This is a genomic window from Microbacterium sp. KSW4-4 (assembly GCF_023091185.1).
Classification (GTDB): domain Bacteria; phylum Actinomycetota; class Actinomycetes; order Actinomycetales; family Microbacteriaceae; genus Microbacterium; species Microbacterium paraoxydans.
Genome location: NZ_JAHWXJ010000001.1, coordinates 412,936 through 437,184, shown reverse-complemented (window position 1 = coordinate 437,184; position 24,249 = coordinate 412,936). Strand labels below are relative to the sequence as shown.

Annotated in this window: 23 protein-coding genes; 20 read left to right on the top strand and 3 right to left on the bottom strand. The window is 70.8% G+C overall.

Going from position 1 to position 24,249, the window contains the following annotated elements:
• The 6 genes from ruvA to KZC57_RS02135 all read left to right on the top strand — a co-directional run bounded on the left by ruvA (position 1) and on the right by KZC57_RS02135 (position 7,206).
• Positions 1 to 621: a Holliday junction branch migration protein RuvA gene (gene ruvA / locus KZC57_RS02160; protein ID WP_247640937.1), complete on the top strand. Its 621-nt coding sequence runs from the start codon at positions 1 to 3 to the stop codon at positions 619 to 621.
• On the top strand, positions 614 to 1,639 hold the full coding sequence (gene ruvB, locus KZC57_RS02155; protein WP_060922274.1) for a Holliday junction branch migration DNA helicase RuvB: 1,026 nt from the start codon (positions 614 to 616) through the stop codon (positions 1,637 to 1,639). The genes ruvA and ruvB overlap by 8 nt, the downstream gene beginning before the upstream one ends.
• A gap of 72 nt (positions 1,640 to 1,711) precedes the next feature.
• Entirely contained in the window at positions 1,712 to 2,113 is a 402-nt protein-coding gene (yajC, locus tag KZC57_RS02150; RefSeq protein ID WP_370670655.1) for a preprotein translocase subunit YajC, read from the top strand.
• A gap of 55 nt (positions 2,114 to 2,168) precedes the next feature.
• Positions 2,169 to 3,899: a protein translocase subunit SecD gene (secD, locus tag KZC57_RS02145; protein WP_060922272.1), complete on the top strand. Its 1,731-nt coding sequence runs from the start codon at positions 2,169 to 2,171 to the stop codon at positions 3,897 to 3,899.
• A complete protein-coding gene (gene secF / locus KZC57_RS02140; protein WP_247640936.1) occupies positions 3,899 to 4,888 on the top strand; it encodes a protein translocase subunit SecF in 990 nt (329 codons plus the stop codon). Before secD ends, secF begins: the two co-directional genes overlap by 1 nt.
• 65 nt (positions 4,889 to 4,953) lie before the next feature.
• Positions 4,954 to 7,206 (top strand): bifunctional (p)ppGpp synthetase/guanosine-3',5'-bis(diphosphate) 3'-pyrophosphohydrolase, encoded by a 2,253-nt coding sequence (locus tag KZC57_RS02135; RefSeq protein ID WP_060922270.1) that lies wholly within the window; start codon positions 4,954 to 4,956, stop codon positions 7,204 to 7,206.
• Here KZC57_RS02135 and KZC57_RS02130 read toward each other — a convergent pair.
• Positions 7,193 to 7,741 (bottom strand): hypothetical protein, encoded by a 549-nt coding sequence (locus KZC57_RS02130; RefSeq protein ID WP_060922269.1) that lies wholly within the window; start codon positions 7,739 to 7,741, stop codon positions 7,193 to 7,195. The genes KZC57_RS02135 and KZC57_RS02130 overlap by 14 nt on opposite strands.
• A 59-nt stretch (positions 7,742 to 7,800) precedes the next feature.
• The gene (locus KZC57_RS02125) at positions 7,801 to 9,153 is read right to left on the bottom strand and encodes a DUF349 domain-containing protein (RefSeq protein WP_231919617.1); all 1,353 of its coding nucleotides are present in this window, start codon (positions 9,151 to 9,153) and stop codon (positions 7,801 to 7,803) included.
• 278 nt (positions 9,154 to 9,431) lie between these two features.
• Here KZC57_RS02125 and KZC57_RS02120 point away from each other — a divergent pair, with 278 nt between their 5' ends.
• Together KZC57_RS02120 and KZC57_RS02115 are read left to right on the top strand one after the other, a co-directional pair.
• Positions 9,432 to 11,222, top strand: a complete 1,791-nt coding sequence (locus KZC57_RS02120) for an NAD(P)/FAD-dependent oxidoreductase (protein WP_247640935.1) — start codon at positions 9,432 to 9,434, stop codon at positions 11,220 to 11,222.
• On the top strand, positions 11,219 to 11,971 hold the full coding sequence (locus KZC57_RS02115) for a winged helix-turn-helix domain-containing protein (protein WP_247640934.1): 753 nt from the start codon (positions 11,219 to 11,221) through the stop codon (positions 11,969 to 11,971). Before KZC57_RS02120 ends, KZC57_RS02115 begins: the two co-directional genes overlap by 4 nt.
• A gap of 15 nt (positions 11,972 to 11,986) precedes the next feature.
• Here KZC57_RS02115 and KZC57_RS02110 read toward each other — a convergent pair whose 3' ends face one another.
• Positions 11,987 to 12,283, bottom strand: coding sequence for a hypothetical protein (locus tag KZC57_RS02110; protein WP_144881107.1), 297 nt, complete (start codon positions 12,281 to 12,283; stop codon positions 11,987 to 11,989).
• A gap of 100 nt (positions 12,284 to 12,383) precedes the next feature.
• Between KZC57_RS02110 and KZC57_RS02105 the strand changes: the two genes are divergently transcribed.
• The 12 genes from KZC57_RS02105 to aroQ all read left to right on the top strand — a co-directional run bounded on the left by KZC57_RS02105 (position 12,384) and on the right by aroQ (position 24,239).
• On the top strand, positions 12,384 to 13,748 hold the full coding sequence (locus KZC57_RS02105) for a replication-associated recombination protein A (protein ID WP_082750059.1): 1,365 nt from the start codon (positions 12,384 to 12,386) through the stop codon (positions 13,746 to 13,748).
• A 182-nt stretch (positions 13,749 to 13,930) separates the two neighbouring features.
• Entirely contained in the window at positions 13,931 to 14,560 is a 630-nt protein-coding gene (gene rpsD, locus KZC57_RS02100; RefSeq protein WP_060922265.1) for a 30S ribosomal protein S4, read from the top strand.
• A gap of 110 nt (positions 14,561 to 14,670) precedes the next feature.
• On the top strand, positions 14,671 to 14,859 hold the full coding sequence (locus tag KZC57_RS02095; RefSeq protein ID WP_025103513.1) for a hypothetical protein: 189 nt from the start codon (positions 14,671 to 14,673) through the stop codon (positions 14,857 to 14,859).
• A gap of 55 nt (positions 14,860 to 14,914) precedes the next feature.
• On the top strand, positions 14,915 to 17,575 hold the full coding sequence (gene alaS / locus KZC57_RS02090; RefSeq protein ID WP_247640933.1) for an alanine--tRNA ligase: 2,661 nt from the start codon (positions 14,915 to 14,917) through the stop codon (positions 17,573 to 17,575).
• Positions 17,572 to 18,045: a Holliday junction resolvase RuvX gene (gene ruvX, locus KZC57_RS02085; RefSeq protein WP_060923676.1), complete on the top strand. Its 474-nt coding sequence runs from the start codon at positions 17,572 to 17,574 to the stop codon at positions 18,043 to 18,045. The genes alaS and ruvX overlap by 4 nt, the downstream gene beginning before the upstream one ends.
• Before the next feature lie 2 nt (positions 18,046 to 18,047).
• A complete protein-coding gene (mltG, locus tag KZC57_RS02080) occupies positions 18,048 to 19,589 on the top strand; it encodes an endolytic transglycosylase MltG (RefSeq protein WP_083370861.1) in 1,542 nt (513 codons plus the stop codon).
• Positions 19,590 to 19,593: 4 nt separating this feature from the next.
• Positions 19,594 to 20,406, top strand: a complete 813-nt coding sequence (locus tag KZC57_RS02075) for a shikimate dehydrogenase (protein ID WP_247640932.1) — start codon at positions 19,594 to 19,596, stop codon at positions 20,404 to 20,406.
• 58 nt (positions 20,407 to 20,464) lie between these two features.
• A complete protein-coding gene (aroC, locus tag KZC57_RS02070; RefSeq protein WP_144881103.1) occupies positions 20,465 to 21,694 on the top strand; it encodes a chorismate synthase in 1,230 nt (409 codons plus the stop codon).
• A complete protein-coding gene (locus KZC57_RS02065) occupies positions 21,678 to 22,196 on the top strand; it encodes a shikimate kinase (RefSeq protein WP_060922153.1) in 519 nt (172 codons plus the stop codon). Before aroC ends, KZC57_RS02065 begins: the two co-directional genes overlap by 17 nt.
• Positions 22,193 to 23,281, top strand: coding sequence for a 3-dehydroquinate synthase (gene aroB / locus KZC57_RS02060; protein ID WP_247640931.1), 1,089 nt, complete (start codon positions 22,193 to 22,195; stop codon positions 23,279 to 23,281). The genes KZC57_RS02065 and aroB overlap by 4 nt, the downstream gene beginning before the upstream one ends.
• Positions 23,278 to 23,802 (top strand): N-acetyltransferase, encoded by a 525-nt coding sequence (locus tag KZC57_RS02055; protein WP_060922154.1) that lies wholly within the window; start codon positions 23,278 to 23,280, stop codon positions 23,800 to 23,802. The genes aroB and KZC57_RS02055 overlap by 4 nt, the downstream gene beginning before the upstream one ends.
• Positions 23,799 to 24,239, top strand: a complete 441-nt coding sequence (gene aroQ / locus KZC57_RS02050; protein WP_144881101.1) for a type II 3-dehydroquinate dehydratase — start codon at positions 23,799 to 23,801, stop codon at positions 24,237 to 24,239. The genes KZC57_RS02055 and aroQ overlap by 4 nt, the downstream gene beginning before the upstream one ends.
• The last annotated feature ends 10 nt before the right edge of the window (positions 24,240 to 24,249 follow it).

Sequence of the window (24,249 nt, the reverse complement as noted above, 5' to 3'; positions counted from 1 at the left end):
ATGATCTCCTCTCTGCACGGCACCGTGCTGCACACGACGCCGGACCAGGTCATCATCGACGTCGGGGGCGTGGGCTTCGCGGTCGCCGTCCCCGCGGATGTCGCCCACACCGCAACGGTGGGGGAGAAGCTCCTCCTGCACACGAGCCTCATCGTGCGCGAGGACTCGCTCTCGCTGTTCGGCTTCGCCGACCGCGGCGAGTTGGAGATCTTCTCCCTGCTGCTCAGCGTCACCGGCGTCGGCCCGAAGTCTGCGCTCGGGGTGCTGTCGCACCTCACCGCGGACCAGATCGCGGAGGCCGTGACCGCAGAGGACGATGCACCGTTCCGCCGGGTCTCCGGCATCGGACCGAAGACCGCGAAGCTCATCGTCGTGCAGCTCGCCGGCAAGGTCCAGGCCGTGGCTGCCCCGTCGTCGCCCGCCGGGTCGGGAGGGGACGATGTCGTGGCCCAGGTGACGGTGGCTCTGGTCGGCCTCGGCTGGTCCGAGAAGGTCGCCGCCGAGGCGGCGACCCAGACGGCGACGGACGCCACGGATGCCGAGCGGGCCTCCGTGGCCCTGCTGCTGCGGCGCACGCTCGCGCTGCTCGGCCCGGCGCAGGCAGGCCAGGGTCGTGGCTGACGCCCTCGATCCGACCGAGCCGACCGACGAGTCCGAGCTCGCCATCGAGGGCGCTCTCCGGCCGTCGAGCCTCGGCGAGTTCGTGGGACAGCAGAAGGTACGTGGACAGCTGCAGCTGCTCCTGGAGGCGGCCCGCATCCAGTCCCGCCCCGCGGACCACATCCTGCTCGCGGGGCCCCCGGGACTCGGCAAGACCACACTGGCCATGATCGTCGCGCACGAGAGCGACCGTCCGCTGCGCATGTCCAGCGGTCCGGCCATCCAGCACGCCGGCGACCTCGCGGCGCTGCTGTCGAGCCTCGTGCCCGGCGAGGTGCTCTTCATCGACGAGATCCACCGCATGGCCCGGTCGGCGGAGGAGATGCTGTACCTCGCCATGGAGGACTACCGGATCGACATCATGGTCGGGAAGGGCGCGGGGGCCACCAGCATTCCGTTGGAGCTGTCCCCATTCACGCTCGTCGGCGCCACCACGCGCTCCGGACTGCTGCCGAACCCGCTCCGCGACCGCTTCGGCTTCACCGGTCACCTCGAGTTCTACGACGAGGGCGAGCTGGAGCAGGTCATCGGGCGGTCCGCCTCGGTACTCGGCGTCGACCTCCCGACCGACTCGCTCTCCGAGATCGCGCGACGCTCCCGCGGGACCCCGCGCATCGCCAATCGCCTGCTGCGCCGGGTGCGCGACTATGCGCTCGTGCACGGCGGAGGCGAGGCGACCCTCGGGGGCGTGCGGGCGGCGCTCGACCTCTACGACGTGGACGCGATCGGCCTGGACCGTCTGGACCGCGCGGTGCTGGACGCCCTGGTCCGTCGGTTCCGCGGCGGGCCCGTCGGCCTCAGCACACTGGCGGTCGCGGTGGGGGAGGAACCGGAGACCGTGGAGAGCGTGGTCGAGCCCTACCTCGTGCGGATCGGCTTCCTCGGGCGCACCCCTCGCGGGCGGGTCGCGACGCCGGAGGCGTATGCCCACCTCGGCGTGGCGCACCCGGACGGGATGCTGAAGTTGGATGACCTATAATCGCTGAAGACTTCCCCGATACCGCTGTGCGCCCAAAGGCTGGTGCGTGCACCTGAGAAAGGCGCCATCCCCATGCCCATGGAATTTGTCCTCTTCGGACTCCTCGCCGTCCTGCTGATCTTCATGATCTTCAACACGCGCAAGCGCACGCGGCAGATGAAGGCCGAGCAGGAGGAGAAGGCGACCAAGACGGTTCCCGGCGCCAAGGTCCTGCTGCAGGGCGGCATCTACGGCACCATCGTCGCGTACGACGCCGAAGACCTCGACTCCCCGGCCCTGGTGGAGATCGCTCCCGGTACCGTCATCGAGGTGCACAGCCAGGCGATCCTCCGCGTCGTGGAGCCCAAGGACGCCATCGTCGACGCGCCCGTCGACGCCGCGGACGACCACGTCGTCGACGAGACCGCCGCTCCCGCGCTGGAGACGCCGGAGGAGACCCGTGCCCGCCTCGAGCGGGACGCCGACGACAAGTAAGACGAGGGCCGTCGCGGCCTCCCGGATCACCGTCCTTCCAGAAAGCTGAACACACGTGGCTTCATCCTCTCCTGTCCGTCACGCCTGGCGGGTCCTCCTCGGCCTGCTCCTCGTGACGGGCGTGCTCTTCGGCATCAACGCGCTGGGTGTGTACGTCTTCAAGCAGAGTTCGTGGACACCTGAGCTCGCGCTCGATCTGCAGGGCGGCACCCAGATCGTCCTGAGCGCGGAGACGGAGGACGGCGCGGCACCGACACAGGAGCAGCTCGACCAGGCCGCGGCGATCATCCGTCAGCGCGTCGACGCCTCCGGTGTGGCCGAGGCCGACATCACGACCGAGGGTGGACGCAACATCGTCGTCCAGATCCCCGGTGAGGCGGACGAGCAGACGCGGCAGCGGATCCAGTCCAGCGCCCAGCTCGAGTTCCGTCCGGTGCTCTACACCACGGCCGCGAGCACGGAGTTCGTCGGAGAGGACGGCAACTCCACCCCGTACCCGAGCCCTGACCCCTCGCTGAACGCCGAGCCCACGGCCGAGCCCACCGACGCCAGCGACCTGTCGTGGGTCACCGACAAGCTCGCGGCGGAGTTCCAGGCGTACGACTGCGCCAACCCGTCCAACGACCCGTCAAAGGCGCCGAAGGACGAGCCGGTGATCGCCTGCTCGCCCGACGACACCGCCAAGTTCATCCTCGGCCCGGCGGAGCTCGACGGCCGTGCGATCACCGACGCGACGGCGGGACGCGACCCGCGCTCCGGCGCCTGGATCGTGCAGCTCACCATGAACGGCGAGGGCGCGGACGCCTTCGGTCAGGTGAGCACCCGGCTCAACCAGAACCGCATCGACGGGCTGTCGCCGCGCGACCAGTTCGCCTTCGTGCTCGACGGCGAGGTCATCAGCGCGCCGCGAATGAACGGCGTCATCCTCGACGGCCGCCCCAGCATCTCCGGCAGCTTCACGCAGGAGAGCGCGACGACCCTGGCCGACCAGCTGAAGTTCGGAGCCCTTCCGCTCAGCTTCGAGGTGCAGAGCTCGGACACGATCTCCGCGACCCTCGGCACCCAGCAGCTCCAGATCGGCCTCATCGCGGGCCTCATCGGCCTCGCGCTCGTGGCGGTGTACTCGCTGCTGTCCTACCGGGCGCTCGGGACGGTGATCATCGCGTCGATCGCGGTGATGGCAGTGCTGACCTACATCGTCATCTGCATCCTGGCGTGGCGGATCGGCTTCCGCCTGTCGCTCGCCGGCGTCGCCGGCCTGATCGTGTCGATCGGCTTCACCGCCGACTCCTTCATCGTCTACTTCGAGCGCATCCGCGATGAGCTGCGCGACGGCAAGTCGATCACCGGTGCCGTCGAGGACGGCTGGGGTCGGGCCAAGCGGACGATCTACATCTCCAAGTCCATCAACGTCCTGGCCGCCGTGGTGCTGTACATCCTCGCCGACTCGACGGTGAAGGGCTTCGCGTTCACGCTCGGCCTCACCACCGTGATCGACGTGCTGATCTTCGTGATCTTCACCCACCCGGTGATGCAGCTGCTCGCTCGTACGCGGTTCTTCGGTGGCGGGCACAAGCTCTCCGGTCTGGATCCGGAGGCCCTGGGCGCCGTGTACCGGAGCCGCTCGCAGTACCGCGAGGTCGCCACGGCGTCCGCGGGGCGCGGAGCGAAGAACGCGCGTTCGCGCGGAGAGGCGGATCGCCGGCAGACCATCGCCGAGCGCAAGCGGGCGGAGGCCCTCGCCGCCGAGAGACAGACCACGGCCGGAAGTGAGGGAGACAACTGATGCCTTCCATGAATGAGTTCGGCAACAACCTCTACACGGGCAAGACGTCCTTCCCGTTCGTCGGGCGCCGTCGTCTCTGGTTCATCATCGCGATCGCTCTGGTCGTCGGCTCGGCCCTCGTGCCGCTGTTCCGCCCGATCCAGTTCTCGATCGAGTTCACCGGCGGTTCGCAGTTCACCGTCGCTGCGCCCGACACCACGGATCAGGACACCGCGACCGAAGCGGTGCAGTCCGTCGTCCCCGGTGCCGTGACCAAGGTCGTCATCGTCAACGACCAGGATGTCCGGGTGCAGACCGACCAGATGACCGCGGGCGAGACGCAGCAGGTGGCGCGCGCCCTCGCGGATGCCTACGGCGTCGAACCGGACGCCGTCGCCTCCTCGTACATCGGTCCGGCCTGGGGCGAGAGCGTGACCCGGCAGTCCCTGTGGGGCCTGGCGATCTTCCTCGCGCTGACCTTCCTCATCCTCGCCATCTACTTCCGTACGTGGAAGATGTCGGCGGCCGCGATCATCGGCCTGCTCGACGTGCTCGTGATCACGGTCGGCGTGTACGCCCTGGCCGGATTCGAGATCTCGCCCGCGGCCGTCATCGGCTTCCTCACGATCCTCGCGTACTCCCTGTACGACACCACCGTCGTGTTCGACAAGATCAGGGAGAACACCACGGAGGACGGGGAGAAGACGTCGCGGCTGTTCGGGGAATCGGTCAACCTCGCGGTGAACCAGACCCTCATCCGCTCGATCAACACCTCCGTGGTGGCCGCGCTGCCGGTCGGTGCGATCCTCTTCATCGGCGCCTTCTGGCTCGGTGCGGAGACGCTGACCGACATCTCGCTGTCGATCTTCGTGGGCATCCTCGTGGCGACCTACTCGACCCTGTTCGTGGCCGCGCCGCTGTACTCGCTCTTCCGCGAGAACGAGCCGCAGATCAAGGAGCGCGACGCCCGTATCCGCGCTGCGCGAGCCAAAGCGGCTGTCGAAGCCTGACGCCCCCGTTGCGGGGCCGACCCCCGCTCAGCGCGCGTAGGATTGTCTGATTCGGAGGTGAGTGGATGGCGGAGCCGCAGACGGCATCGCAGGGTTCGAGTCTGCGACGGCTGGTGCCCCGCATCTTCTCGCGTGCGTCCCGGATCAACGATCTCGACAACCTGATCCGCACCGTCAGGGCGAACCACCCCAAGGGCGACTTCGCCGTCATCTCCCGCGCCTATGCCGTGGCCAAGGAGAAGCACGAGGGGCAGAAGCGGCAGAGCGGCGAGCCGTACATCACGCATCCGCTCGCCGTCGCCCAGATCCTCGCGGAGCTGGGGCTCGGCCCGCGGGCGATCGCGGCCGCCCTGCTGCACGACACGGTCGAGGACACGGGCTATGCCCTCACCGACCTCACCGCCGAGTTCGGCGATGAGGTCGCGATGCTCGTCGACGGCGTGACAAAGCTCGACAAGGTCAAGTACGGCGAGAGCGCCCAGGCCGAGACCGTCAGGAAGATGATCGTCGCGATGTCGAAGGACATCCGCGTGCTGCTCATCAAGCTCGCCGACCGGCTGCACAACGCCCGCACCTGGGGCTTCGTCCCGCCGGAGAAGGCCGCGAAGAAGGCCAAGGAGACGCTCGAGATCTACGCGCCGCTGGCCAACCGCCTCGGTATCCAGGCGATCAAGTCGGAGCTCGAAGACCTCTCCTTCGCCGTCCTGCACCCGAAGATCTACAACGAGATCCACAGCCTCATCGCCCAGCGCACCCCGCAGCGGGAGAAGTACCTGAGCCAGGTCATCGAGGAGATCGACGAAGACCTCCGCGACCTGCGCATCCGCGGCAAGGTCGTCGGCCGGCCCAAGCAGCTGTACTCGGTGTACCAGAAGATGGTCATCCGCGGCCGCGAGTTCGACGACATCTACGACCTGATCGGGATCCGTGTCCTCGTCTCCTCCGTGCGCGACTGCTACGCCGTGCTCGGGGCCATCCACGCCCGCTGGACGCCGCTGCCCGGCCGGTTCAAGGACTACATCGCCACCCCGAAGTTCAACCTCTACCAGTCGCTGCACACGACCGTGATCGGCCCGGCCGGACGCACGGTCGAGATCCAGATCCGCACGCACGAGATGCATCACCAGGCGGAGTACGGCGTCGCCGCGCATTGGATGTACAAGGAGCGGATGAACGGCGGCGGCAAGGCCGAGGTCCGCGCCTCCGACACCGACATGGCGTGGCTCGCACACATCTCCGACTGGCAGGCCGAGACCGCGGACCCCGGCGAGTTCCTCGACTCCCTCCGGTTCGAGATCGGCGCCAAGGAGGTCTACGTCTTCACGCCGAAGGGGCGGGTGATCGGTCTCCCGGCCGGTGCCACCCCGGTCGACTTCGCCTATGCCGTGCACACCGAGATCGGGCACCGCACCATGGGCGCCAAGGTCAACGGACGCCTGGTGCCGCTGGAGTCCGAGCTGAAGAGCGGCGACGTCGTCGAGGTCTTCACGTCCAAGAACCCGGATGCGGGACCCAGCCAGGACTGGCTCGGCTTCGTCAAGAGCACGCGCGCCAGGAACAAGATCCGCGGCTGGTTCACCAAGGAGCGCCGCGAAGAGGCCATCGAGCAGGGCAAGGAGGCCATCGCGCGCGCGATGCGCCGGCAGAACCTGCCGCTGCAGCGTCTGATGAGCCAGGACTCGTTCACCGAGGTCGCCCACCAGATGCACTACGAGGACGTCTCGGGTCTCTACGCCGCCGTCGGCGAGGGGCACGTCTCGACGCAGTCGGTGCTCGAGAAGGTCACCGCGCTCGTCGCCACCGACGAGCCCACGACCGGCGCGATCGACCTCCCGGGAAGCATCCAGACCCGCGAGTCCCGGGGCGGCGATTCCGGTGTGCTCGTGCGCGGCGCGAACGACATCCTGGTGAAGCTGGCGAAGTGCTGCACGCCCGTCCCCGGCGATCCGATCGTCGGGTTCGTCACGCGGGGGAGCGGCGTCTCCGTGCACCGGGCGGACTGCGTGAACGTGAAGGCCCTCAGCGGCGAGCAGGATCGGTTCGTCGAGGTCTCCTGGGCACCGACGACGAAGAGCGTCTTCCGGGTGCAGATCCAGGTCGAGGCCCTCGATCGTTCCGGCCTCCTCTCGGACGTCACACGGGTGCTCAGCGAGCATCACGTGAACATCCTCTCGGCGACCGTGTCGACGACCGACGAGCGCCTGGCGTTGAGTCGCTTCGTGTTCGAGATGGGCGACGCGGTGCATCTCGACCGGGTCCTGAACGCGGTGCGCCGGATCGACGCGGTCTACGACGTCTACCGCGTCACCTCCTCCTGAGGAGCCTCTCCAGCGCGGCGAGGCCGCTGACGCTCCCGGGAACCCGGTGCGCTCCCTTGAGGGCCCGGATCGCACCCTCGAGAGCCGTGGGGTGGGCAGGGGCGAGCGCCTGCATCCAGGACAGCACACGCGGATCGCGGTGGAGCGTCGTGGCGAGATCGCACATCGTGCGGACGGGAGACGTCACGAAGATCCCGCCGAGGCGGCGCACGTCTTTCTCCGGGACCATCGTGTCGTGGAAGGACACGCGGGTGTGCACCCGCGGGCGCACACGACGTTCCACACAGCGACGCACGTGATGGATCGACGGCGGGGCATCGCCCGCTCCGTGTATCCAGGCGGCGCTCGGCCCGCACGCGGCGGCACCTTCCTGGACCAGGGCGGCGATGCTGCTCGCACGGACATCGGCGGATTCGGGAAGATCAGCGGGGATGTAGGCGTCGCCGACCTCGATGACATGTCCGTCGAGGCGGGCGGCGCTGAGTTCACAGACGCTGAGTCGCGCGCCGGGCAGATACAGCAGAGCGGGGTGCATCCCGCCAGTGTGGCGGCCTGCACCCCGCTCGTGCGGAGATCGGTGGATCTGTGGAGAGCTCAGCCACCCAGGGCGTTGAGCCAGGCGCGACGGGCCTCGAGGGCGTCCGCGGCCTCCTTGGCGGCCTTGCTGTCGCCGGAGGCCTCGGCGGCTGCGAGCTCCGCCTCCAGCTTCTCGATCGCCTCGTGGAGCTGCGAGCTCATGTCGTTCGCCCGCGCCTTGGTCTCCGGGTTGTTCTTCTTCCAGTCGACGTCCTCGCGGGCCTTGAGTGCCTGCTCGATGACGCGGAGCTTGTCGTCGAGCGCACGCTCCTTGTCGCGCGGGAAGATGCGGCCGACCTCGTCCCACTCGCGCTGGATGCGCGTGAGCAGGGCGCGGGCGCGCTTGATGTTCGGCTCGTCGGCGACAGCCTTGGCCTGCTCGAGCAGCGCCTGGCGGGCTTCGATCTTCGGAGCGGAGTCGGCTTCTTCCGCTGCGGCCTGCTCGGCACGAGCGGCGTAGAGAGCGTCGCCGGCGGCCTTGAAACGTGCCCAGAGGGCGTCGTCGGCCTTGCGTCCGGCGCGACCGGCCGTCTTCCACTCGTCGAGGAGCGATCGGTAAGCGGGGATGCCGTCGACACCGCGCGGGGCCAGGGCCTCGGCGCGCTCGACCAGTCGCGACTTCGCATCACGCGCCGCCTTGTGCGCATCGTCGAGCTCGGAGTAGAACGCCCGGCGGTGCTTGTCGACGACGGCCCTCGCGTCGCGGAACCGCTTCCAGAGCTGCTGCGAGACGCCCTTCGACAGGCGCGGACCGTTCTGCTGCTGGGCCTGCCAGGACTCGAAGAGCTCGTTGAGCTCGGCGGTGACCTGCTTCCACTGCACCTTGCTGAGGTCGCGGGCGGCGATGGCCTCGGCACGCTCGACGAGGGCGGTGCGCTCGGCGACGGCCTGCTCGACGAGCTCCTTCGCCTGCTGCGCCTCCTGGGCGGTGGCCTCGGACAGCGACGCGGTCAGCGCGGTGAGGCGGTCGCGGAGACCGGCGAGGTCGCCGACGGCCGCGGCATCCGTGGCCTCGTCGATGAGGTGCGCGGCCTGCTTGGACAGGTCGCTCGCGGAGGCACCGCCGGCCTGGTGGCGCTGCTCCAGGGCGACGACCTTGAACGCGATGTCGTCGTACTTGCGGACGTAGTAGGCGAGAGCCTCGTCGGGGGTCCCGTCCGGGTACTGACCGACGACGCGCCAGGACTCGCCTTCGCGCACCTCGACGGTGCCGTCTTCGGAGACGCGGCCCCATTCGCCGGCGGACGAGACCGGAGTCGGCTTCGCCGCGGCCGGTGCGACGGCGGCCGGAGTCGGCGTCTTCCGCGGCATCGGCACGGCGGGCGGGGTGGGAACGGGCGGGGTCGGCTTCGCGGGCTCGTTGGCAGACACGGTGATTCTCCTTGCGCGGTCACGCCGCGGGAGGCGGAAAGGACGAGGCTCAGCCTAGTACGCACTCTCTGATCCGCGAGACCCCGTCTTCCCGCCCAGACCCCGTGATTCGTGCGCGAACGAGGCGGGGTCTCGGCGACGAGGCGGGGTCTCGCGGGGTGGGACGTTACCGTTTCGTGAGCAGAACGTTCGATGCAGGACACACTGCGCGTCATCTGCGGGTAACACGGCGCTCCTATCGTCGCGACCACGACAGTCCCCAGGTCGACAGGAGTTCCATGGACGACATCCCAGCGCGCACAGTGGACATCGTCGTCGTGGGGGCGGGCATCGCGGCGCATCGTTTCGTCGCGCGGATGCTGGAGGACCCGGACCGTGCCGTGCGGATCACGGTGTTCGGGGATGAGGGACGCCTGCCGTACGACCGTTCCGGACTGGCGCGCGTCGTCGGCGGCAGCCCGGCGTCGGCGGGGGAGCTCGACCGCGCGCCGTTCCGCGACGACCGCGTCCGCCTCATCGACGACGACCGGGTCCTGCGGATCGACAGGGGAGGGCACCGCGTGCGGACGCGTTCGCAGCGGTGGTACGACTACGACGCGCTCGTACTCGCGACGGGGACCCACGCCCATCGGCTCGACGTGCCGGGGATCCGTGCCCGTGGCTCCTTCCTCCTTCGCACGATGGAGGACGCGCACATGCTGCGTGCGTTCCTCGCGGTCCGTGCGACGGAGATGCCGCGGGCGCTACGCGCGGTCGTCGTCGGCGGCGACGAGGGCGGAGTGGACGCCGCATGCGCGCTGCACGACGCCGGGGTGCAGACGACGATCGTGGACGCCGCGGATCGCCTGCTGCCCACGCACCTCACGCTTCCGGCGGCGAGCGCACTCCGCGGGATCATCGAGGCGCGCGGTATCGCGGTCCGGATGCGGACGCGGGTGACCCGCGTGGACCCCGACGCGACGGGCGCGGTGACGGCCGTGGAGTTCCAGGACGGCACGTTCGCACGGACCGACCTCATCGTGACGACGGGTGCGCGGGCACGCGATGAGCTGGCACGGAACGCCGGGCTCCGCACGCGGCCGGGCGGCGGTGTCCTCGTGGACGCAGACGGGCGGACATCCGACCCGCGCGTCCTCGCGATCGGCGACGTCGCCGCGGACCCGGCATCCGGCGGCACGGAGGCTGCCCTGGCGTCCGCGGATCGAGCGGCGGCCACCCTGCTCGGCGCTCGGGTCGCGAGCCCCGTGGGACACGGGTGGCACGGGAGCCCCGGCGGTATCGAGGTCGTGACCCTGCGTGTCGCGGACGGTGACGAACCGACGGTCGACGTCCCTCTTCCGAGCCGCGGAGACCGCGTGTTCGGGGAGGTCGTGCTCTCCGAGGATGCCCGTGTGGTGCACCGCGTGACGGTCATCGGCGCGTCGGCGGATGCGTCGCTCGCCGGGCTCGCGTCCTGGTCGCTCGACGGTCAGAGGGCGGCGCGGGCGCTGCTGGCCGCCGCCGTGACCGAGGACGGTGCGGAGGCTTGCACACATGGGCTGCCGTCCGCGCCGCTGGAGGTGCTGGCAGCGGAGCTCACGGACCGAGGAATCCGGACCGTCGCGGAGGCTCTGGACGGTGCGGTCGAGAGCCGCGGCTGCGGCCCCTGCCTCCGCCGTCTCGCGCTCGCGTTGCAGGAGCGCGCCGAGGTGAATTTCGGCGTACGGCCCGGCGACCGCGGAACCCTTCGCCCCGAGGTGCGTCTCCGCGGGACGGCGGCCGTTCCTGTCCTGGAGGTGCGCGTCGGCGCCGACTCCGACGGGGCGCTGCTCCTCGTCGTGGGTCGTCTCGCGGCACGACGGGAGGCGACGGTACGGATCGATCGAGGGCTCCTCGCCGTCAGCGGCCTCCGGGCGGAGGACATGCCGGACGCACTCGCGGACCTGCGAAGCGCCGGCGCCGTCGTTCCGGAGGCCTTGATCGGCGGGGCGGACCTCGCGCGGCCCGGAGGCCCGATCGCCGTCGTCCGGCACCCGTCACGGACAGGACGGCGCGCCGGTGGTGCGAGGTCGGCGGAGGGCTCGGCATGAGTGCGCCCCCGCGTCCCGCTCCGGCGCTGGTCGGCTGCCGCGTCGTGGTGGTCGAGGTGCCGCGGCCGGTGCGTCCGGAGCCGGTCGACGTCGACACGCTTCTGCGGATCCTCGCGGCGACGGGCTCGGAGGTCGTCCGGATCACTCCGCCGCGGGCGGACCACGCGATCCCCGCCGGCTCCAAGCGGACGCTGTACCGGATCGCGTCCGGTCAGGTGGACGCGGTGCTGTTCCCCGCGGCGGAGGCCCTACCCGGGTGGCTCGGAACGGTGGAACGACTGGGCATGCTCGACGCCATCCGCGAGCGGTCGCGCGCGTCCCGCCTGCTTCTCGCCACCAGCGATGCCGCTGCAACCGCGCGGTTGATGGAGAACGGCCTGCCGGCATCGACGTCGTGCGGGCCCACCGCGGACGATCTTGCCCGGAGCGCGCTCGCCCCTCTCACACACGGGGTCCTCGAGCGGCGGACTGCGGCGGGTCGGCTGGCGGTGCGCAGCGGCGGCGCGCTGATCGACGGCGGCTTCGTCCCGCTCTCCCGCGGCGCGGTCAGCATCCTCGAGGCCCTGTTCGTCGCCGACGGGCGCGTGCTCACCAGGGCCGAGATCGGCCAGGTGCTCCCCGGCGGTCGACGCAGTGCGCGTGCGGTCGAGGTCGCGGTTGCGCGGCTGAGGGAGGCCCTCGGCGAAGGGGACCTCGTGCAGACCGTGGTCAAACGCGGGTACCGGCTCGCCGTCCTCGACGAGGACTGACGACGCCGGAGAGCCTCACTCCGAGGGGGTCTCGGGAGCGGTCGGTGCCGGGCTCGGGGTGTCACTCGGCGCCGGGGAGGGAGCGGTCGACGACGAGGGCGACGGCGTCGGCTCCGGTGTGGTCACCTGCGCGTGCACGACCTGACTGACGATGGCGCCCACGACGATGAGGGAGCCGACCGTGACCGCGATGATGTTGTCGCGCGTGCGCCGGCGGATCTGGTCCTGGTGCCAGCGGGTACGGGCGGTGTGCAGCCGGGCGCGCTCCGCCTCGGTGCGTGTCTGCGCCTTCTTGGAACCGCGTGCGGCCATGCCCTGTCTCTCCCGTCCGACGCCGGTCCACGACGTCGCCTGAGAGCCTACCGGGGGCACGGCCTCGCCTCGTGTCCCCGGCCGCCGTTAGCCTGGAGGAATGTCCTCTCCCTCCGCCCTGCTCTCCGGGCAGACACCGCTCGCCGTGCGCATGCGCCCGGTGTCGCTGGACGAGGTCGCGGGGCAGCGCCACCTGCTGCGGGCCGGGTCGCCCATCGTGGCCCTCGCCGATCCGGAGGCCAGCTCGCCCGGCGCGGTGTCGATCATCCTCTGGGGTCCGCCGGGCACCGGAAAGACCACGCTCGCGCAGGCCATCGCCCGCTCGTCCGGTCGCCGGTTCGTCGAGCTCTCGGCGATCACCGCCGGCGTCAAGGATGTGCGGGAGGTCATGCAGGAGGCGATCACCCAGCGCGACCTGTACGGGCAGACGACGATCCTCTTCCTCGATGAGATCCACCGCTTCACCAAGGCCCAGCAGGACGCGCTGCTGCCCGGCGTGGAGAACGGGTGGGTCATCCTCATCGCCGCGACCACGGAGAACCCCTCGTTCTCGGTGATCTCGCCCCTGCTGTCCCGGTCGCTGCTGCTCACGCTGCAGCCGCTCACCGATGACGACATCGGCGTGCTCGTGGACCGCGCGGTGTCGGATGCCCGCGGACTCTCCGGTACGGTCGCGCTCAGCGACGAGGCGCGGTCGGCGCTCATCCGCCTCGCGTCGGGGGACGCCCGTCGTGCCCTCACCGGACTGGAGGCCGCCGCTGCCGTGGCGCTCTCGCACGCCGCCGCCTCCGAAGCCGACCACGACGGCGAAGACCCGGAGACGGTCGTCCCGGAGGTCACCGCCGACGACGTGGCGCAGGCCGTCGACAAGGCTCTGCTCCGTTACGACCGCCAGGGCGACGAGCACTACGACGTCATCAGCGCCTTCATCAAGTCGATCCGGGGTTCCGACCCGGACGCCGCGCTGCACTACCTCGCCCGCATGATCGAGGCGGGGGAGGACCCGCGGTTCATCGCCCGTCGGCTCGTCATCTCCGCCTCCGAAGACGTGGGGCTCGCCGACCCCCAGGCCCTCGGCATCGCCGTGGCCGCGGCCGACGCGGTGGCCTTCATCGGGATGCCGGAGGGGCGCATCCCGCTCGCCGAGGCCACCGTCTATCTCGCCACGACCGCGAAGTCGAACGCGGCCTACGTCGGCATCGACGCCGCCATCGCCGACATCCGCGCAGGGGGATTCGGGCGCGTGCCGCTTCACCTCCGCGACGCGCACTACCCCGGAGCGAAGCGCCTCGGGCACGGCCGCGGCTATCGCTACGCGCACGACAGCGAGTTCGGGATCGTGCCGCAGCAGTACCTGCCCGACGAGCTCGACGGGCGGCACTACTACGAGCCGAAGAACCTCGGCGCGGAGCGCGACATCAGCGCGCGGCTGGAGCGTATCCGCCGCATCCTCGGCGACCGCTGAACCGCCGGCCCCGGGCTTCGGCCGCCGTCTGATAGAATTGAGCGGCTCGAAACCGAGTTTTCGGGCATCTCCTCGTTCATACCCCACCTTGCTGGCGCCCCGGCGTGCGCTCCAAGGCAGAACGCGGGTGATACGTCCGCGAGTCGCGAAAGTCGCGACCGCGTCATCGGAAGGACAGCTTCGTGACCACGAAGTCCCAGGACCGCCGCAAGGTGCGTCTCAGCCGCGCTCTCGGCGTGGCTCTCACCCCGAAGGCCGCCCGCTACCTCGAGAAGCGTCCCTACGCTCCGGGCGAGCACGGCCGCACCAAGCGCAAGGCCGACAGCGACTACGCCGTCCGTCTGCGCGAGAAGCAGCGTCTGCGCGAGCAGTACGGCATCCGCGAGAAGCAGATGCGCAACACGTTCAACGAGGCCCGTCGTCAGGACGGTCTGACCGGTGAGAACCTGGTCGAGCTGCTCGAGATGCGTCTCGACGCCCTCGTGCTGCGTTCGGGCTTCGCCCGTACCACCGCGCAGGCTCGCCAGCTCGTCGTGCACCGTCACATCCTCGTCGACGGCCAGCTCGTCGACCGCCCGTCGTTCCGCGTGAAGCCGGGTCAGCTCATCCACGTGAAGCCCAAGAGCGAGGGCACCGAGCCCTTCCAGGTGGCGGCCGCCGGCGGCCACGCCGAGGTCCTGCCCGCCGTTCCGGGCTACCTCGAGGTCGAGCTCGACAAGCTCCAGGCCCGTCTGGTCCGTCGTCCGAAGCGCGCCGAGGTCCCCGTGACCTGTGAAGTGCAGCTCGTCGTCGAGTACTACGCGGCTCGCTGATCCAGCGGAAGAGCATCAGGCAGGAGGCGTCGGGGTTCCCGACGCCTCCTGTCGTTTCCGCCTACGATGGAGAGACCGCGCCTTCGCGGCTCTAGGGCAAGGATGACGACATGAAGAATGTGCTGTGGTTCCTGATCGGCGTGATCGGCGGCTTCGTCGCGGCTCACTTCATGAACAAGGACCCGCGGGGCCACGACATCCTGGCCGACGTCGACGCCCGCCTCAACGGCCTCGCCGCGATCCTCAGCGACGCGTATCGCGCGCAGGAGGCTCGGCTGACCGAGCCGGGCGAGAACTGACCCCCCGCATCTGCGCCTCGGCGCGCCCCCTCACGCAAGGACATCCGGCACTCCTATGAAAACTGCGGAAATCGCGCAGCGCTACCTCTCCTACTTCGAGAAGAACGACCACCTCATCGTCCCCTCGGCGTCCCTGGTCAGCGACGACCCCTCGCTGCTGTTCACCGTCGCCGGCATGGTCCCGATGATCCCGTACCTCACGGGCGTGGTCCCGGCGCCGCATCCGCGCATCGCCGACCTGCAGAAGTGCATCCGCACCAACGACATCGAGGAGGTCGGGCGCACCGCGCGTCACGGCACGTTCTTCCAGATGCTCGGCAACTGGTCGTTCGGCGACTACTTCAAGGAAGGCGCGATCCGTTACGCCTGGGAGCTGCTCACGAGCTCGGAGGCGGACGGCGGCCTCGGCTTCGACGAGAAGGATCTCTGGGTCACCGTCTACGAGACCGACGACGAGGCCGAGGCGATCTGGCGCGACATCATCGGGCTCAAGCCGGAGCGCATCCAGCGCCTCGGTCGCGCGGACAACTACTGGAACACAGGCCAGCCCGGTCCCGGCGGCCCTGACTCCGAGATCTTCTTCGACCGCGGCCCCGCCTACGGCAAGGACGGCGGCCCTGCGGTCGACGACTCGCGGTTCCTGGAGATCTGGAACCTCGTGTTCATGCAGGACTTCATCGAGAACATCCGCGGCAAGACCGAGTTCGACATCGTCGGCGAGCTGCCGATGAAGAACATCGACACCGGCATGGGGCTGGAGCGTGTCGCCTTCCTCAAGCAGGGCGTCGAGAACATGTACGAGACCGACCAGGTGCGTCCGGTGCTCGACCGCGCCGTCGAGCTCTCCGGCCGCCGCTATGGAGCGGTCCACGAGGACGACGTCCGCTTCCGGGTGATCGCGGATCACGTGCGCTCCTCGCTCATGCTCCTCTCCGACGGCGTGCGTCCGTCGAACGAGGGCCGCGGCTACATCCTGCGGCGCCTCATGCGCCGGACCGTGCGCGCCATGCGTCTGCTGGGCGTCGACGACCCCGCCTTCCCCGAGCTGTTCGCCGCCTCCCGCGATGCGATGAAGTCGGCGTACCCGGAGCTGGAGCGCGACTGGTCCGTGCTCTCCTCGGCGGCGTTCGCCGAGGAGGAGACCTTCCGGCGCACCCTGGCGCAGGGATCGACCATCCTCGACCTCGCGCTCGACGAGACGAAGAAGGGTGGCGGGAAGACCCTCAGCGGTTCCGAGGCGTTCCTGCTGCACGACACCTACGGCTTCCCGATCGACCTCACCCTCGAGGTCGCCGAAGAGGCCGGGCTGGACGTGGACCGTGCCGCGTTCGACTCCCTCATGCAGGAGCAGCGTCAGCGCGCAAAGGACGACGCCCGCAATCGCAAGCGCCAGCTCGCGGATGTCTCGGTCTACCGCGACCTGCGTGCGCTGGGCGAGACGGGCTTCGACGGCTACACGGCCCTCGAGGTGGAGTCCCGTGTGCTCGGCCTGCTCGTCGACGGGGCGCCGGTGCGCAGCGCCGCCGAGGGGCAGATCGCCGAGGTCGTGCTCGCCGAGACGACGCTGTACGCCGAGTCGGGTGGTCAGGTCGCCGACAAGGGCACCATCGTGGGCCCCGGCTACGAGCTCGAGGTGCTCGACGTGCAGCGTCCGGTCCCGGGGCTGATCAGCCACACGGTCGAGGTCTCCCGCGGCACGGTCGCGGTCGACGACATCGCGACGACGATCGTCGACGCCGCGAACCGGCGCGCCGCTCGGCAGGCGCATTCCGCCACCCACCTCGTGCACGCCGCCCTCCGCGACACGCTCGGTCCGACGGCCACACAGTCCGGGTCGCTCAACCGTGCCGGGTACATGCGGTTCGACTTCGCCTGGTCGCAGGCGCTGTCGACCGACACCCGCACGGAAATCGAGGAGATCACGAACCGCGCCGTGCAGGACGCCCTCGAGGTGACCACCCGCATCGTGACGCTCGACGAGGCCAAGGAAGCGGGCGCCATGGCGCTCTTCGGCGAGAAGTACGGCGACGTCGTGCGGATGGTCGACATCGGCGGCCCGTGGTCGCGAGAGCTCTGCGCCGGCACGCACGTGTCGACCAGTGCGGAGATCGGTCTGGTCAGCGTGGTGGGGGAGTCGTCGGTCGGCGCCTCCAACCGCCGGATCGAGGCTCTCGTCGGCGCGGATGCCTTCCGTGAGCTCGCGGCGGAGCGGGCTCTCGTGTCGCAGCTCACCGCCTCCCTGAAGACCCCGCGCGAGCAGCTCCCCGAGCGGATCGCCGATCTCGCCGCGAGCCTCAAGGCCGCGGAGAAGCGCATCGCGCAGTTCGAGGCGAAGGAGCGGGCGGGGCGCATCCCCGCGATCGCCGAGGCCGCGACGCGCGTCGGAGACTACCGCGTGGCGGCGCAGACGCTGGGGGACGTGGCCTCCGCGGACGATGTCCGCGAGCTCGTCAATGGCGTGCGCGACCGGCTGGGTTCCGACCCCGCGGTGGTGGCGCTCGGTGCGGTCGTCAACTGTCGCCCTGTCGTCGTCGTCGCCACGAACGAGGCCGCGCGCGGTGCCGGTGCGAAGGCGGGTGCGCTCGCGAAGCGCGCCGCCGGTGTGCTCGGCGGAGGCGGCGGCGGTCGGGACGACGTCGCCCAGGGCGGCGGTACCGACGCAGCGGCACTGCCCGCCGCGCTCGAGGCCGTCTCCCAGGAGCTGCGCGGCGCGTGAGCGGCTACCGCCGCGGTGTCCGGCTCGGCATCGACGTCGGCCGGGCCCGCGTGGGCGTGGCGCGGTCCGATCCGGACGGCATGCTGGCCGTCCCCGTCGAGACCGTACCCCGCGATGAGCGCTCGCTCACGCGCATCGCGGAGCTGGCTGCGGAGTACGAGCCGCTGGAGATCGTCGTCGGTCTGCCGGTGAACATGCAGGGTGCGGACACGCCGTCGACGGTGGATGCGCGCGAGTTCGCGGCGGCTCTCCAAGCGCGCAGCGGCGTGCCGGTACGCCTCGTCGACGAGCGTCTGAGCACGGTCTCGGCGCATGCGGCGTTGCGGAGTTCTGGGCGATCACAGAAGAACTCTCGTAGCATTGTGGATCAGGTCGCCGCCGTGGTGCTGCTGCAGCAGGCGATCGACACGGAGAAGAGCACCGGAAACCCGGCCGGTGCCCCGGTCCCCGTTGACGAGGAGCCCGCCTGAACATGTCCGAACGCGAGAGCCGTGCGCCCGAGCACGAGCAGAGCACCCGGTTGGGGGATCTGTTCGAGAACCTCCCCGCTCCGTCCCCGCAGGTCCCGACCGCCGGAGACGACACGCCGGCACCCGGATCCCGCCGCGCGGCCAGGGAGGCCGCGGCACGCGAGCAGGACGCCTCGCCCACTCCGGACGCCGGGGTCGCGCCCGGTGCCGATGTGCCCGCCCGCCCGGTCTCGGCGTCGGCGGCGACCACCGCGGATGCGGCCGTGACCGACCACCGGCCGCAGGCGAATGCCGCAGACGTCGAACCGGTCGTGACCCGCGCGATGCCCGTCGCCGCGACGAGCGCGGATGAGACCCCCGCTCCGGGGCCGCGCCGGTCGACCGGCACCGAAGACCCCGCACCCGCGCTGGGCGGCGGGCTCGACGAGATCTTCGCCGCCCAGGACGACGGCCGCGATCACGGCGCGCCGACCAAGAAGAAGCGCCGCAAGGGCTGCCTCGTCGCCCTGATCATCGTCCTGGTGATCCTCGGCGGCATCGCCGCCGGCGGAGTCTGGGTCGCCAACACCTTCGGCGACCGCATCGCCGACGCCATGGGGTGGGGGGAGCCGAAGGACTGGGAGCCCGGTCAGGCGACCGGTGAGGTGTACGTCACGATCAAGCAGGGCGACACGGGCGGCCCCGTGTCGACGGCGCTGTACGAAGCCGGCGTCACGAAGACCGAGGACGTCTTCTACGACTACCTCATCGACGAGAACATCGCGGTGACCTTCTATCCCGGCGTCTACCGCCTGCAGAAGAAGATGACAGCGGAGGATGCCCTCGCCGCGCTCCGCAACGAGGAGAACAAGCTCGAGAACACCGTCTCCATGCCGGAGGGCGGGACGATCGAATCGGCCCTGCCGTCCATGGCAGAGACTCTCGGGATGCCGCTGGCCGACCTCGAGGCAGCCGTCGCCGATCCGTCCGCGTACGGGGTGCAGGCGCAGAGCCTGGAGGGGTGGCTGTTCCCCGCGGTGTACACGTTCGACCCCGAGGTCACCGCGACGCAGGTCATCCAGCGCATGGTCGACCGGACGCGCGAATCGCTCGCCGCCGCCGGCGTCCCGGACGAGGACGCGCAGCGGATCCTCACGATCGCCTCGATCATCCAGCGCGAAGGCCGCACGGACGACTTCGCCAAGGTTTCCCGCGTGATCCAGAACCGCCTCGACGACGACATGCTGCTCCAGATGGACTCGACGGCGCAGTACGGGTACGGCTCCCTGCACGAGGGCGTGGTCTCGAGCTCGGCCGAGGCTCTGGAAGACCCCAACGAGTGGAACACCTACGTGAACAAGGGGCTTCCGGCCACGCCGATCGCGAGCCCGAACGATGCCGCGATCGATGCCGCGATGCACCCCGCGGACGGGCCGTGGATCTACTTCGTCACCGTCAACCTCGAGACCGGCGAGACGCAGTTCTCGGAGACCCTCGCGGAGCACGAGCAGGGCGTGGAGAAGTGGCGGGACTGGTGCCGCGCGAACCCCGACGCCGGTTGCTGACGCGGTGAACCGGAGACGACTGGCGGTCTGGGGCGACCCGATCGGGCACTCACGGTCGCCGGAGCTGCACGCTGCGGCCTACGCGGTGCTCGGACTGGACTGGGAGTACGAGCGCCGCCAGGTCGGCGCGGAGGGCTTCGCGGACGCGGTCGAGGCGCTCGACGACTCCTGGCGCGGCCTGTCGCTGACGATGCCGCTCAAGGAGGAGGCGTACCGGTACGCCGCCAGCCGGGATGCCCACGCGGAGCTGACCGGCGCGGTCAACACGCTCCTGGTCTCGGAGACCCCGGCGGGATTCAACACCGACGTCGGCGGGATCGTCGATGCGCTCGGGGACGCCGGCATCCGCGAGATCGGGACGGCGCGGATCCTGGGCGCCGGAGCCACGGCGGCCTCGGCCCTCGTCGCCCTCGCCGACCTGGGGGCGACACGGGTCGAGGTCGCCGCCCGTCGGCCGGAACGCGCCGCCGGGCTCGTCCGCATCGGAGAGCGTCGCGGCGTCGTGGTCACCCCTCGATCGTTCGAGGAGGTGGACGGCGACGCGGACCTCACGGTGGCGACGTTGCCCTCCGGCACCGCGCTGCCACCGGACGTCGCCTCCCGCCTGTCTGACATGGGCGGGACGCTCTTCGATGCGGCCTATGCCCCGTGGCCGTCCGCGCTCGCGACGGAGTGGGGCGATCAGCCGGTGGTCTCCGGGCTCGGGATGCTGCTGCATCAGGCGGTGCGGCAGATCCGGATCTTCCTGCACGGCGACCCGGTCTCGCCGCTGCCGGACGAGGAGGCCGTCCTCGCCGCGATGCGCGCCACCCTCTGAGCGCCGCCGGACGAAACGCGGCACGGCGCGGGGGGAAACGCATGGGAGACTAGAGCACATGCTCCGCGTGCTCACGGCCGGCGAATCGCACGGCCCAGAACTCATCGCCGTCATGGAGGGTCTGCCCTCCGGCGTCCCGGTGTCGTCCGAGGCCATCCAGGCCGACCTCGCCCGCCGCAAGCTCGGCTATGGACGCGGCTCCCGGATGAAGTTCGAACAGGACGAGCTCACGATCTCCGGCGGCGTCCGGCACGGGAAGACGCTGGGCAGCCCCATCGCCCTGCGCATCGGCAACACCGAGTGGCCGAAGTGGATCGAGGTCATGAACCCGGAGCCGGTGGAGCTCACCGATCGCTCGCGCGGTCGTGGCGCCCCGCTGACCCGGCCACGTCCGGGCCACGCCGACCTCGTGGGCATGCAGAAGTACGACTTCGACGAGGCCCGCCCGATCCTCGAGCGCGCGAGCGCCCGGGAGACCGCCGCCCGCGTGGCGCTCGGTGCCGTCGCCCGCTCCTTCCTCGGCGAGCTCGGCATCCGACTCGTCAGCCACACGCTCTCCATCGGTCCGGTGCGCGTGCCGGATGGCGCGGCGCTGCCGACCCCGGACGACGTGGACGCCCTGGACGCCGACCCGCTGCGGTGCTTCGACCCCGCGACCTCGGCGCTCATGGTCGCGGAGGTGGACGACGCCAAGAAGGACGGCGACACCCTCGGCGGCATCGTCGAGGTCCTCGCGTACGGCCTGCCGCCGGGGCTCGGCTCCCACGTGCACTGGGACCGCCGCCTGGATGCCCGACTGGCCCAGGCGCTCATGAGCATCCAGGCCATCAAGGGCGTGGAGGTCGGCGACGGCTTCGAGACCACGCGCCGCCGCGGCTCCGCCGCCCACGACGAGCTCTTCGCCACCGCCGACGGCATCGCCCGCGGCACGGACCGCGCCGGCGGCACCGAGGGCGGCATGTCGACCGGAACCGTGCTGCGCGTCCGCGCCGGCATGAAGCCGATCGCGACCGTGCCCCACGCGCTGCGCACGATCGACGTGGCGACCGGTGACCAGGCGACCGCGCACCACCAGCGTTCCGACGTCTGTGCGGTGCCCGCGGCGGGCGTCGTCGCGGAGGCCATGGTCGCCATCGAACTGGCCCGCGCCGTGCTGGAGAAGTTCGGCGGCGACAGCATCCGCGAGACGCGCCGCAACCTGGAGGGGTACCTCGACGGCATCCCGGCGGAGCTGCGCACGGCCCCCGCGTCCGAGGCGGCGCTCATCGCGCATGACGAACGAGGCTGAGCCGCTGACGCTGGTCCTCGTCGGACCGATGGCGGCCGGTAAGACCAGCGTCGGGCGACGCGTCGCGCGGCGGCTGGGCGTCGCCTTCGTCGACACCGACAAGCGCATCGTCGCCGCGCACGGCCCGATCCCCGAGATCTTCGCCACGCATGGCGAGGCGCACTTCCGGGACCTGGAGCGCGCGGCGGTCCGGGAGGCCCTCGCCGAGGGCGGCGTGATCTCCCTCGGCGGCGGCGCCGTCACGGATCCGGAGACGCGCGCGCTGTTGCGCGCCCACCCCGTGGTCTTCCTCACCGTGAGCGAGGCCGCCGTCGCCGACCGCCTGCGCGGCGGGACGCGCCCGCTGCTGGCGGGCGAGGACCCGGTCGAGAAGTGGAAGCGCATCTTCGCCGAACGGCGAGGATGGTACGACGAGGTGGCGTCGGCCACGTTCGACACCTCACGGCGTCCGATGCAGCGCATCGCCGACGAGATCGTGGCATGGAGGAGAGAACAGCGATGAGCACGACGACCATCAGCGTCACCGGGAACGACGCCTACGACATCACGATCGGACGGGGGATCCTCGACCAGGTGTCCGCGGCTCTCGCGCCGGGCGTCCGCAAGATCCTCGTCGTGCACCCGCCGACCCTCGCGGCCCGGGCCGCCGAGCTCCGCGACCGGCTCCTCGCCGACACCGCGGACGGGCCGCGCGAGGTGCTGCTCGCCGAGATCCCGGACGCCGAGCAGGGCAAGCGCATCGAGGTCGCCGCCTTCTGCTGGCAGGTCATGGGCCAGGCCGACTTCACGCGGACGGACGCCGTGGTCGGCTACGGCGGGGGAGCGGTGACCGACCTCGCCGGCTTCGTCGCGGCGACCTGGCTGCGCGGCATCCAGATCGTCCAGGTGCCCACCACCGTCCTCGGTCTCGTGGACGCCGCCGTCGGCGGCAAGACCGGGGTCAACACCGCGGAGGGCAAGAACCTCGTCGGCGCCTTCTGGGCACCGCGCGCGGTGATCGGCGACCTCGACGAACTGGGCAGCCTGAGCCCCAACGAGGCCACGGCCGGCTTCGCGGAGGTCGTCAAGGCCGGCTTCATCTGGGCGCCGGAGATCCTCGACATCGTCGAGGCCGATCCGGCGCGCGCGGTCGACTCCACGACGGACGAGTTCCGCCGGGCGGTCGAGCTCGCGATCGACATGAAGGCGCAGGTCGTCTCTGACGACTTCCGCGAGGCCGGACAGCGCGAGATCCTGAACTACGGCCACACGCTCGGCCACGCAATCGAGCACGCCGAGCGATACCGCTGGCGGCACGGGGCGGCCATCTCGATCGGCATGCTGTACGCCGCGGAGCTCTCCCGGCTCGCGGGGCGGCTGTCGGACGCCGCGGCGGAGCGCCACCGTACGATCCTCGAGTCGCTGGGCCTGCCCACGTCGTACCGCGCCGGCGCCTGGCCGCAGCTGCTCGCCACGATGCACCGCGACAAGAAGAGCCGCGGCGGGATGCTCCGATTCATCCTCCTCGACGACATCGCCAAGCCCACCGTGCTCCAGGCGCCGGACGAATCGCTGCTCTTCGCCGCCTACCAGGAGATCGGCGCATGAGCATCGCCGTCCGGCGCATCACACCGGAGGACTGGCGGGAGGTCAAGGCGCTGCGGCTGCAGGCCCTCGCCGACCCGGCCGCACCGATGGCCTTCCTCGACACCGTCGAGCACGCCGCCGCACAGCCCGACCGCTTCTGGCAGGAGCGCGCCGCGAATGCCGCGGGCGACGCCGCCGCGGCGCAGTTCGTCGCGATCGCCGACGACGGCGCCTGGACCGGGACCGTGACCGTGCTCCCGCATCGCGAGCAGCACGACGCGGGGCTGGTCGTGGGGGTCTATGTGGCGGATGCGCATCGCGGTGCGGGCGTCATCGATGCGCTCCTCGACGCCGCGGCGGCCTGGGCCCGCGATCGCGGCCTCCGCGCGCTCGTGCTCGAGGTGCACGTGGACAACTCCCGGGCTCAGGCCGTGTACCGCCGAGGCGGCTTCGTCCGGACCGGGGAGATCGAGACGGCCAACTTCGGGCGGGAATGGGTCATGCGCCGCGAGCTGGTCGACACCGGGAGCGTGCCCGCATGAGCGCCCCGCGTCGGCTGCTGCTCGTCAACGGCCCCAACCTCAACCTCCTCGGCACCCGCGAACCCGAGGTGTACGGCACCGCGACCCTCGCCGACGTCGAGCGGATCACCGCCGAGACCGCTGCCGCCCTGGGGTTCGAGGTGCGGGCGCTGCAGAGCAACCACGAGGGCGTGCTCATCGACGCGATCCACGATGCGCGGGCGGACTGCGCGGGCATCGTCATCAACCCGGGCGGCCTCACCCACACCTCCGTCGCCCTGCGCGACGCGCTCACCGGCGTCGCGTTGCCCTTCGCCGAGGTCCACATCTCCGACGTGTACGCCCGCGAGGAGTTCCGTCACCACTCGTACCTGCACGACGTCGCCGCGGTCCGGGTCATCGGACGCGGCGTGGGAGGCTACGCCGACGCGGTGCGGGAACTCGTCGCGCAGCTCTGAGCGCGCAGGA

Bases quoted from the DNA above. Each gene is read 5' to 3' on its own strand.
- KZC57_RS02130 (WP_060922269.1), bottom strand. From the start codon at position 7,741: ATGCACCCCGCTCTGCTGTATCTGCCCGGCGCGCGACTCAGCGTCTGT.
- ruvA (WP_247640937.1), top strand. From the start codon at position 1: ATGATCTCCTCTCTGCACGGCACCGTGCTGCACACGACGCCGGACCAG.
- KZC57_RS02135 (WP_060922270.1), top strand. From the start codon at position 4,954: ATGGCGGAGCCGCAGACGGCATCGCAGGGTTCGAGTCTGCGACGGCTG.
- KZC57_RS02110 (WP_144881107.1), bottom strand. From the start codon at position 12,283: ATGGCCGCACGCGGTTCCAAGAAGGCGCAGACACGCACCGAGGCGGAG.
- KZC57_RS02055 (WP_060922154.1), top strand. From the start codon at position 23,278: ATGAGCATCGCCGTCCGGCGCATCACACCGGAGGACTGGCGGGAGGTC.
- mltG (WP_083370861.1), top strand. From the start codon at position 18,048: ATGTCCGAACGCGAGAGCCGTGCGCCCGAGCACGAGCAGAGCACCCGG.
- KZC57_RS02095 (WP_025103513.1), top strand. From the start codon at position 14,671: ATGAAGAATGTGCTGTGGTTCCTGATCGGCGTGATCGGCGGCTTCGTC.
- yajC (WP_370670655.1), top strand. From the start codon at position 1,712: ATGCCCATGGAATTTGTCCTCTTCGGACTCCTCGCCGTCCTGCTGATC.
- KZC57_RS02105 (WP_082750059.1), top strand. From the start codon at position 12,384: ATGTCCTCTCCCTCCGCCCTGCTCTCCGGGCAGACACCGCTCGCCGTG.
- alaS (WP_247640933.1), top strand. From the start codon at position 14,915: ATGAAAACTGCGGAAATCGCGCAGCGCTACCTCTCCTACTTCGAGAAG.
- secF (WP_247640936.1), top strand. From the start codon at position 3,899: ATGCCTTCCATGAATGAGTTCGGCAACAACCTCTACACGGGCAAGACG.
- aroB (WP_247640931.1), top strand. From the start codon at position 22,193: ATGAGCACGACGACCATCAGCGTCACCGGGAACGACGCCTACGACATC.
- KZC57_RS02065 (WP_060922153.1), top strand. From the start codon at position 21,678: ATGACGAACGAGGCTGAGCCGCTGACGCTGGTCCTCGTCGGACCGATG.
- aroC (WP_144881103.1), top strand. From the start codon at position 20,465: ATGCTCCGCGTGCTCACGGCCGGCGAATCGCACGGCCCAGAACTCATC.
- aroQ (WP_144881101.1), top strand. From the start codon at position 23,799: ATGAGCGCCCCGCGTCGGCTGCTGCTCGTCAACGGCCCCAACCTCAAC.
- KZC57_RS02120 (WP_247640935.1), top strand. From the start codon at position 9,432: ATGGACGACATCCCAGCGCGCACAGTGGACATCGTCGTCGTGGGGGCG.
- KZC57_RS02115 (WP_247640934.1), top strand. From the start codon at position 11,219: ATGAGTGCGCCCCCGCGTCCCGCTCCGGCGCTGGTCGGCTGCCGCGTC.